An 8147-nucleotide genomic window follows, 5' to 3' on the forward strand; every position below is an offset into this window, starting at 1 on the left:
CCGACCTCGACGCCGTCCATCATCTGGTAGAAGCCCTTGCCCGGCTCGCCGCCGAGGATCTGGTCGCTCGTCGTCCGGTAGCCGTCGAAGATGAGCTCGGTCGTGTCGACGCCCTTGTAGCCCATCTTGTCGATCTTGCCGGGGACGATGAGGCCGGGCGCGGTCTCGCCGAAGCCGGACTCCTTCTCGACGAGGACGGTCGTCATGTTCTTGTAGACCGAGTCGGCCCCCGTGTCGGTCTTGACCAGCACCGCGACCAGGTTGGACGAGCCGCCGTTGGTCAGCCACATCTTCTGCCCGTTGATGGTCCAGTCGTTCGACGAGTCGCCCTCGCCCGCAACGGCCTTCGTCGTGATGGCGGCGACGTCGCTGCCGCAGCCGGGCTCACTCATCGAGAAGGCCCCGCGCACCTCGCCGGTAGCCATCCGCGGCAGGTACTTCTGCTTCTGCTCCTCGGTGCCGTGCTGCACGAGCATGTAGGCGACGATGAAGTGGGTGTTGATGATGCCGCTGACCGACATCCACCCGCGCGCGATCTCCTCGACGCACAACGCATAGGTGAGCAGCGACTGCCCCAGCCCGCCGTACTCCTCCGGGATCATCAGCCCGAAGATCCCCATCTCCTTCATGCCCTCGACGATCTTGGTCGGATACTCGTCCGCGTGCTCGAGCTCCGTAGCCACCGGGATGATCTGCTCGTCGACGAAGCTCCGCACGAGCTTCAGCAGCTCGAGCTGCTCCTCACCGAGTCCGTCGGTCTCCTGCAGTCGTGCCATCGGTCGTCGCCACCTCGCGATCGGGGAGAGGACCGGCCGTCCTCGAATCTCCTTCGAGTATGCCGAGTGCCCGCCGGAGCCGCCCCGCCACCCGCGTGTGAGACCTGCCACCTGTGGCCTGCCTCACGAGAGGACGATGTCGCGAGTGAACCCGAGAGCGACCCCAGAGTGACGGCCTTCGACGAGCGTACGCAGCTGTCCGAGTTCCTCGACCGACAGCGAAAGATCCTGCTGCACAAGGCTGCCGGCCTGGGCAGGGACGACCTCAACCGGTCCCATCCACCGTCGACGCTGACGCTGGCCCGGCTCCTCCACCACGCTGCGCTCAACGAGGACTGGTGGTTCACGGTCCGGGCTGCGGGCGCCGAACCCCCCGCGCCGTGGGACGGGGTCGACTGGGACGCCGACCCCGACTGGGAGATGACGACCGCCGCCGACCTCGAGCCCGAGGTCCTGCGCCGGCGCTACCTCGACGCCATCGCACGCAGCCGGGCCGTCCTCGCCGACGTGGCCGACCTCGACGCCGAGGCGCCGGTCCCCACCAGTACGGGTGAGGTGTGCTCCTACCGGTGGATCGTCCTGCACATGATCGAGGAGACCGCGCGGCACGCCGGCCACGCCGACCTCATCCGGGAGTCCATCGACGGCGGGACGGGCGAATAGCAACCCTCCCGGCGACCGCTCGACTAGCGTGAGCGCCGTGGCTCCAGGCCCACGTCCGTCCCGCCGCGTCCTGCTCACGGGCACGGCGGGCCTCGTCGCGGCCGGGGTCGGAGGAGTGGTCCTGGTGGATCACCTCCACAGCTCTTCTGCCGTCGAGGAGGGCAGCTTCCGGTCCGTCGCGCGGGGTGGAGTGGAGACGGCATACGCGATCAGCAGGCCCGCGGGCACCTCGTCCGGTCTGCGGCTCCCCGTGGTCGTGGTGCTGCACGGCAAGGGCGGGTCGCACCGCGATGCCTTCGACGCGCTCGACCTCCAGCGCGTCCCGCGCACCCCGACGCCGTATGCCGTGGCCTCCGTCGATGGCGGCGACAGCTACTGGCACCACCGCCATGACGGCACCGACGCCGGCGCGATGATCGCCTCCGAGCTGCTCCCTCGGCTCGCGGACCACGGGCTCGACACCACGCGGCTCGGCCTGCTGGGCTGGTCGATGGGCGGCTACGGCGCGCTCCTGCTGGCCGGGACGCTGCTGCGCGGCAAGGTGCGGGCCGTCGCGACCATGAGTGCGGCGCTGTGGACGGCGCCCGGGGACAGCGCACCGGGTGCCTTCGACGACGCCGAGGACTTCCGGGCGCACGACGTCTTCGCACTGCGGAGCATCCTGGACGCCCAACCACTGCGGATGGCGTGCGGACGGTCCGACCCGTTCGTCCGGGCGAACCACGCCTTCGTGGACGGCTTCGCGTCACCCCCACCGGCCGACTTCGCGCCCGGCGGTCATACCGACGACTACTGGCGCGCCACCGCGCCGGGACTGCTCGAGTTCGTCTCGTCGCGCCTCATCTGAAAGGGGCCCCTGACCCCGATCCCTGTGATCTCGATCCCTCGGGCGTGACCTCAGCCGAGCGTCAGCCCAGGGCCGCGATCGCCTCCTCGACGGCGATGGCCTTGCGCGCGGTCTCGACGTGGAGGTTCTCGATGAGCCGGCCCTTGTGGGTGGCCACGGCCCGGCCCTGCGCCATCGCCGCCTCGAAGGCCTCGATCATCGCGTGGGCGTCCTCGACCTCCTCGGCGCTCGGGGCGAAGACCCGGTTCGCACCGTCGACCTGGCCGGGGTGGATGAGGGTCTTGCCGTCGAAGCCGAGGTCGCGGCCCTGGCGGCACTCGGCCTCGAAGCCCTCGCCGTCGCTCACGTCGTTGAAGACGCCGTCGAGGATCGCCACTCCAGCCGCGCGGGCGCCGAGGACGCTCAGCGACAGGGCCGTGAGGAGCGGCGCGCGACCGGGGACGTGGCGGGCGTAGAGCTCCTTGACGAGGTCGTTGGTGCCCATCACGAGAGCGGCGAGTCGCGTTGAGGCGGCAGCGATCTCGGCCGCGTCGAGGATCGCGCGAGGCGTCTCGATCATCGCCCAGAGGCGCAGGTCGTCAGGGGCTCCGGCAGCGTCGAGCGCCGCGACGATGGTGCGCACCTCGTCGGCGGAGCCGACCTTGGGGACGACGACCCCGTGCGCCCCCGAACGGGCGATGGCCGCGATGTCGTCCGCGAACCACTCGGTGTCGAGACCGTTCGCTCTGATGGTCAGCTCACGACGACCGTAGTCGCCCGATCCCGCTGCGGCACAGGCAGCTTCGCGCGCCGATGCCTTGACGTCAGGAGCGACGGCGTCCTCGAGGTCGAGGATCAGCGCGTCGACCGCGAGGGTCTTCGCCTTCTCGAGCGCCCGGGCGTTGGAGCTCGGCATGTAGAGCACCGAGCGCCGGGGCCGGTATGCCGCGGGCACGCCGCTCACGACGCCGGCTCCGCGGCATACAGCTTCGCGAACTCGGGATCGAGGGCCCCGAGCTGCTCGGCGAGCTCGAGGAGGACGAGGCACTGCTTGAGGCTGGCGTCGTCCTCCATCTTGCCGTCGAGCATGACCGCGCCGGTGCCGTCGCCCATGGCGGCGGCGACACGCCGGGCGTGGGCGACGTCGTCGGCGGCCGGGCTGAAGACCCGCTTGGCGATCGGGATCTGGCTGGGGTGCAGCGACCACGCTCCGACGCAACCGAGGAGGAAGGCGTTGCGGAACTGGTCCTCGCATGCGACGACGTCGGCGATGTCACCGAACGGCCCGTAGTAGGGGTAGATGCCGTTGGCGACACAGGCGTCGACCATCCGGGCGATCGTGTAGTGCCACAGATCCTGTTGGTAGGTCTGGCGATCGGCGGTGAGGTCACCGTCCGGGGGGTCCTGCCGCACGAGGTAGCCAGGGTGTCCACCACCGACGCGCGTCGTCTTCATCCGACGCGAGGCGGCGAGGTCGGCCGGCCCGAGCGACAGGCCCTGCATCCGCGGGCTGGCGCCGCAGATCTCCTCCACGTTGGCCATGCCCCGCGCCGTCTCGAGGATCGCGTGGACGAGGATCGGACGGCTCAGGCCGGCTTTGGCCTCGAGCTGGGCGAGCAGCCGGTCGACGTAGTGGATGTCCTCGGCGCCCTCGACCTTCGGCACCATGATGACGTCGAGGGTCTCGCCGATCCCCGCGACGAGCGCCGTGACGTCGTCGAGGAACCACGGCGAGTCCAGCGAGTTGACCCGGGTCCACAGCTGGGTGGTCTCGCCGAAGTCGACGGACCGGCCGATCCGCACCAGTCCCTCGCGGGCGGCGACCTTGTTGTCCGCCTTGACGGCGTCCTCGAGGTTGCCGAGGAGGACGTCGACCGTGCCAACCATGCCGGGCACCTTGCCCGCCATCTTGTCGTTGCTCGGGTCGAAGAAGTGGATCACCCGCGACGGCCGCGCGGGGATCTCCCGGACCGGCTGCGGAGCCCCCACAGCGAGCGGGGCGAAGAAGTCCTTGGGGTTGCGCATCGGGGGCACTCCTGACGGGTCGAGGTCGGGCCGAACCTAGCAGCCACTAGCCTCGGGCCCATGAGCGACGCCGCCCTCGTCACCGAGGCGATGAGCAGGTCGGGGATCCTCTGGATCGAGGTCCCCGACGACCGCCTGGGGCCGGCCGACCGCGTGGGGCCGGCCGACCGCGCCTGGCCGGCGTGGTTCGCGTGGGAGGACGACACGGCATACGTCGTCAACGGGCTCGGCGAGCAGTACCTGCCCTGGTTGCCGGAGTTCGTCGTACTGGTCCTGCGCAGCAAGGACACCGGCGGTCGGCTGCTGCGGGTCCGGGCCAGGGCGCAGGTCCTCATCCCCGACGCCCCTGCCTGGGGGTCCGCCGTCGCGGCGTTGCGGGCCGCCCGGCTCAACGCGGTCGACGACGTCGAGGAGCGCTGGCGCACTGACTGCGCCGTGACGTCGCTGACTCCCGTCACCGGCGCGCCCACGGGCCTCGTGGAGGGCCCCGGCCACTACGACGACGGGTCGGGTGCGGCCGAGCCGGCGCCGACCCGGGCCACCACCGCGACCTGGCACCCGAAGCACTGGCGCGGGCGGCCGGCGCGGCGGCGCGGCACCCGCTGACCGAGACCTGCGCGCCCCCTCGCAGCAGGCCGGATCCGTCGACCGCGCCGGATACCCTTGGCGCGTGCCCCCCTCCACCCGCGTCTTCGTCGCCCGCCTCGCCGGGCTGAGCGTGTTCGACCCACTCGGTGACGCAGTGGGTCGGGTGCGTGACGTCGTCGTCACCTTCAGCTCCACGAGGAGCCTTCCCCGGGTCATCGGGCTCGTCGTCGAGGTCGCGGGAAGGCGCCGGGTCTTCGTCCCGATGACCCGGGTGACCTCGGTCGACGGCGGGCAGGTCATCACCACCGGCCTGGTCAACATGCGGAGGTTCGAGCAGCGCACCAACGAGTCCCTCGTGCTGGCCGAGCTGCTGGAGCGGATCATCACGGTCGCGCCGACCGACCCGGGCGACGAGGCCTACGAGGGCATCGTCGAGGACATCGCCATGGAGCAGCGCGGCAAGGACTGGGTCGTCGCCAAGGTCTTCTGCCGCAAGACGACGGTCGCCCCGAGCCGCGGCCTGCGCCTGACCCGTCGTCGAGGCGAGACCGTGCTCGTCTCCGTCGAGGACGTCACCGGGCTGCAGACGAGGCGCGCCGGCGACCAGAGCGCCGCCCGGCTCCTGGAGAACTACGACGACCTCCGGGTCGCCGACCTCGCCCAGGTGATCCACGAGCTCAGCGCCCAACGGCGGGGCGAGGTCGCTGCCGCCCTCGACGACGACAAGCTCGCCGACATCCTCGAGGAGCTGCCCGACGACGACCAGGTGGAGATCCTGACCGGCCTCGACATCGAGCGGGCGGCCGACGTCCTCGAGGCGATGCAGCCCGACGACGCCGCCGACCTCCTCGCCGAGCTGCCCGCGGAGCGGCAGGAGCAGCTGCTCCAGCTCATGGAGCCCGACGAGGCGGCTCCTCTGCGCCGGCTGCTCACCTACGACGAGGAGACGGCCGGCGGCCTGATGACGACGGAGCCGGTCATCCTCGGGCCGGAGGCGACGATCGCGGAGGCCCTCGCGGTCGTGCGCCGTGAGGACATCCACCCGGCCCTGGCCTCGACCGTGTTCGTCTGCCGGCCCCCTCTCGAGACGCCGACGGGCCGCTTCCTCGGCCTCGTGCACATCCAGCGGCTGCTGCGCGAGCCCCCGCACTCCCCGGTCGGCGCCGTCGTCGACAAGGGCATCGAGCCGCTGCCTGCCGACGCCCCCCTCGAGAAGGTCACCCGGATGCTCGCGACCTACAACCTGGTCGCCATGCCCGTCGTCGATCCCGAGGGCCGCTTCCTCGGGGCGGTCACGGTGGACGACGTCCTCGACCACATCCTTCCCGAGGACTGGCGCGAGGACCGCCACGAGGTGACGCGTGGTTGAGCGGCCCGGCCGGCCCGGGCGGCCCGGGCGGCGCGACCAGGGTCTCCGCCTCGACCAGCCCCGCGAGTTCCGACGCCGCTTCGTCCCCCGGGCCAACTTCTCCAACGAGACCTTCGGCCGGGCGAGCGAGAGCTTCGCCCGCCTGATGGGCACTGCCGGCTTCCTGATGGGGATGACCGTCTTCGTCGTTGCGTGGCTGGTCTGGAACACCTATCTCCCCCTGGCGCAGCAGTTCGACCCTCGTGCGACGAACTACACCCTCCTCACCCTGATCCTCTCGCTGCAGGCCTCGTATGCCGCGCCGCTGATCCTCCTCGCCCAGAACCGTCAGGCCGACCGCGACCGGGTCGCCCTGGAGCAGGACCGAGCCCGGGACGAGCGCAACCTCGCGGACACCGAGTTCCTCACCAGAGAAGTGGCAGCACTACGCATTGCCATGCGCGACCAGGCGACTCGCGACTTCATCCGCTCCGAGCTGCGTGACCTCCTCAACGAGATCGAGGACCGCGGCGTCACCGTCGCCGAAAAACTGGAGCGACGCGAGGCCCGCTGACCGTGCGCTTCGGCAGGTGACGTAGCAGACTATTGCGACACACTCCCAGCGCCGAGAGGTCCGGACATGACTGACACCAGCAGGACGACCGGATCCTCGTCGGCCGTCGACGGCGAGGACGCCCCGCTCGGGCCGGCGGTCAAGGTCGCTGCCGTCGCGGCCCTCGGAGGGTTCCTCTTCGGCTACGACAGCGCCGTGATCAACGGCGCTGTCAGCGCGATCCAGAAGGGGTTCCACGTCGAGTCGACCACCCTCGGCTTCGCCGTCGCGTCGGCCCTCCTCGGCGCCGCGGCGGGGGCCATGTCCGCCGGGCGGTTCGCCGACCGGTTCGGCCGACTCACCGCGATGCGGATCGCCGCGGTCCTCTTCCTCGTCAGCGCCCTCGGGGCCGGCTTCGCCGGGTCGTTGGGGCTCCTCGTCCTCTTCCGGGTCATCGGCGGCCTGGGTGTCGGCATCGCCTCGGTGATCGCCCCGGCATACATCGCGGAGATCTCCCCCGCCAACCTGCGCGGCCGCCTCGGGTCGCTCCAGCAGCTCGCCATCGTCACCGGCATCTTCATCTCGCTGCTCGTCGACTTCCTCTTCGCCAACGCGGCCGGCGACTCGTCGAAGGTCGTCTGGGGGCTCGAGGCCTGGCGCTGGATGTTCCTCGCGATGACCGTGCCGGCCCTCGTCTACGGCATCCTGTCGCTGACCATCCCGGAGTCGCCGCGCTACCTCGTCGCGAACTACGACATCCCCGAGGCCCGCAAGGTGCTCACCACGATGCTCGGGTCGCGTGGCGTGGACATGCGCATCCAGCGGATCCGCGAGTCGCTCCAGCAGGACAAGCCGCCGAGCTGGGGTGACCTGCGGTCGAAGGGGAGCGGTCTGCTCCCGATCGTCTGGGTCGGGATCCTGCTCTCGGTCTTCCAGCAGTTCGTCGGCATCAACGTGATCTTCTACTACTCCAACGTGCTCTGGGAGGCCGTCGGCTTCAGCGAGAACGACTCCTTCAAGATCACCGTCATCACCGCCGTCGTCAACATCGTCACCACCCTCATCGCCATCGCCTCGATCGACCGCTTCGGACGCAAGCCGCTGCTGCTGATCGGGTCCACCGGCATGACGGTCAGCCTGGCGACGATGGCGCTGATCTTCAGCCTCGCCAAGACGGTCACCGACGCCAGCGGCTCGGTGACACCGGTCCTGTCGGGCGCCCAGGGGCCGATCGCGCTGATCGCCGCCAACGTCTTCGTCATCTCCTTCGGCATGTCGTGGGGCCCGGTGGTGTGGGTGCTGCTCGGCGAGAGCTTCCCCAACCGGATCCGCGCCGCGGCCCTGTCGCTCGCCGCGGCCGCCCAGTGG

The 8147-nt window shown here is 70.7% G+C and carries 9 protein-coding genes; 6 read left to right on the top strand and 3 right to left on the bottom strand.

Features of this window, described 5'->3' with window-relative positions; genetic code table 11:
- Window positions 1-776 (bottom strand): acyl-CoA dehydrogenase family protein (locus Q0R63_RS22565; RefSeq protein WP_295702351.1); only part of this gene is annotated, 776 nt, incomplete at its 3' end.
- 168 nt (window positions 777-944) lie between these two features.
- Between Q0R63_RS22565 and Q0R63_RS22570 the strand changes: the two genes are divergently transcribed.
- Both Q0R63_RS22570 and Q0R63_RS22575 read left to right on the top strand, forming a co-directional pair.
- Complete coding sequence (locus tag Q0R63_RS22570) at window positions 945-1439, top strand: DinB family protein (protein WP_295702352.1); 495 nt, start codon at window positions 945-947, stop codon at window positions 1437-1439.
- A gap of 37 nt (window positions 1440-1476) precedes the next feature.
- Window positions 1477-2286, top strand: coding sequence for an alpha/beta hydrolase-fold protein (locus Q0R63_RS22575; RefSeq protein WP_295702353.1), 810 nt, complete (start codon window positions 1477-1479; stop codon window positions 2284-2286).
- Window positions 2287-2347: 61 nt separating this feature from the next.
- On the opposite strand, the gene Q0R63_RS22580 is transcribed toward Q0R63_RS22575, so the two are convergent.
- Window positions 2348-3229, bottom strand: a complete 882-nt coding sequence (locus Q0R63_RS22580) for a CoA ester lyase (protein WP_295702354.1) — start codon at window positions 3227-3229, stop codon at window positions 2348-2350.
- On the bottom strand, window positions 3226-4290 hold the full coding sequence (locus Q0R63_RS22585) for a CoA ester lyase (protein WP_295702355.1): 1065 nt from the start codon (window positions 4288-4290) through the stop codon (window positions 3226-3228). Before Q0R63_RS22585 ends, Q0R63_RS22580 begins: the two co-directional genes overlap by 4 nt.
- 60 nt (window positions 4291-4350) lie before the next feature.
- Between Q0R63_RS22585 and Q0R63_RS22590 the strand changes: the two genes are divergently transcribed.
- The 4 genes from Q0R63_RS22590 to Q0R63_RS22605 all read left to right on the top strand — a co-directional run.
- On the top strand, window positions 4351-4896 hold the full coding sequence (locus Q0R63_RS22590; protein ID WP_295702356.1) for a hypothetical protein: 546 nt from the start codon (window positions 4351-4353) through the stop codon (window positions 4894-4896).
- Between the two features lie 64 nt (window positions 4897-4960).
- The gene (locus Q0R63_RS22595; protein ID WP_295702357.1) at window positions 4961-6247 is read left to right on the top strand and encodes a CBS domain-containing protein; all 1287 of its coding nucleotides are present in this window, start codon (window positions 4961-4963) and stop codon (window positions 6245-6247) included.
- Window positions 6240-6800: a DUF1003 domain-containing protein gene (locus Q0R63_RS22600; RefSeq protein WP_295702358.1), complete on the top strand. Its 561-nt coding sequence runs from the start codon at window positions 6240-6242 to the stop codon at window positions 6798-6800. Before Q0R63_RS22595 ends, Q0R63_RS22600 begins: the two co-directional genes overlap by 8 nt.
- Window positions 6801-6866: 66 nt before the next feature.
- Window positions 6867-8147 (top strand): sugar porter family MFS transporter (locus tag Q0R63_RS22605; RefSeq protein WP_295702359.1); only part of this gene is annotated, 1281 nt, incomplete at its 3' end.

It is taken from the genome of Lapillicoccus sp. (genome assembly GCF_025353065.1).
Taxonomy (GTDB): domain Bacteria; phylum Actinomycetota; class Actinomycetes; order Actinomycetales; family Dermatophilaceae; genus Lapillicoccus.

Bases quoted from the DNA above. Each gene is read 5' to 3' on its own strand.
- Q0R63_RS22585 (WP_295702355.1), bottom strand. From the start codon at position 4,290: ATGCGCAACCCCAAGGACTTCTTCGCCCCGCTCGCTGTGGGGGCTCCG.
- Q0R63_RS22590 (WP_295702356.1), top strand. From the start codon at position 4,351: ATGAGCGACGCCGCCCTCGTCACCGAGGCGATGAGCAGGTCGGGGATC.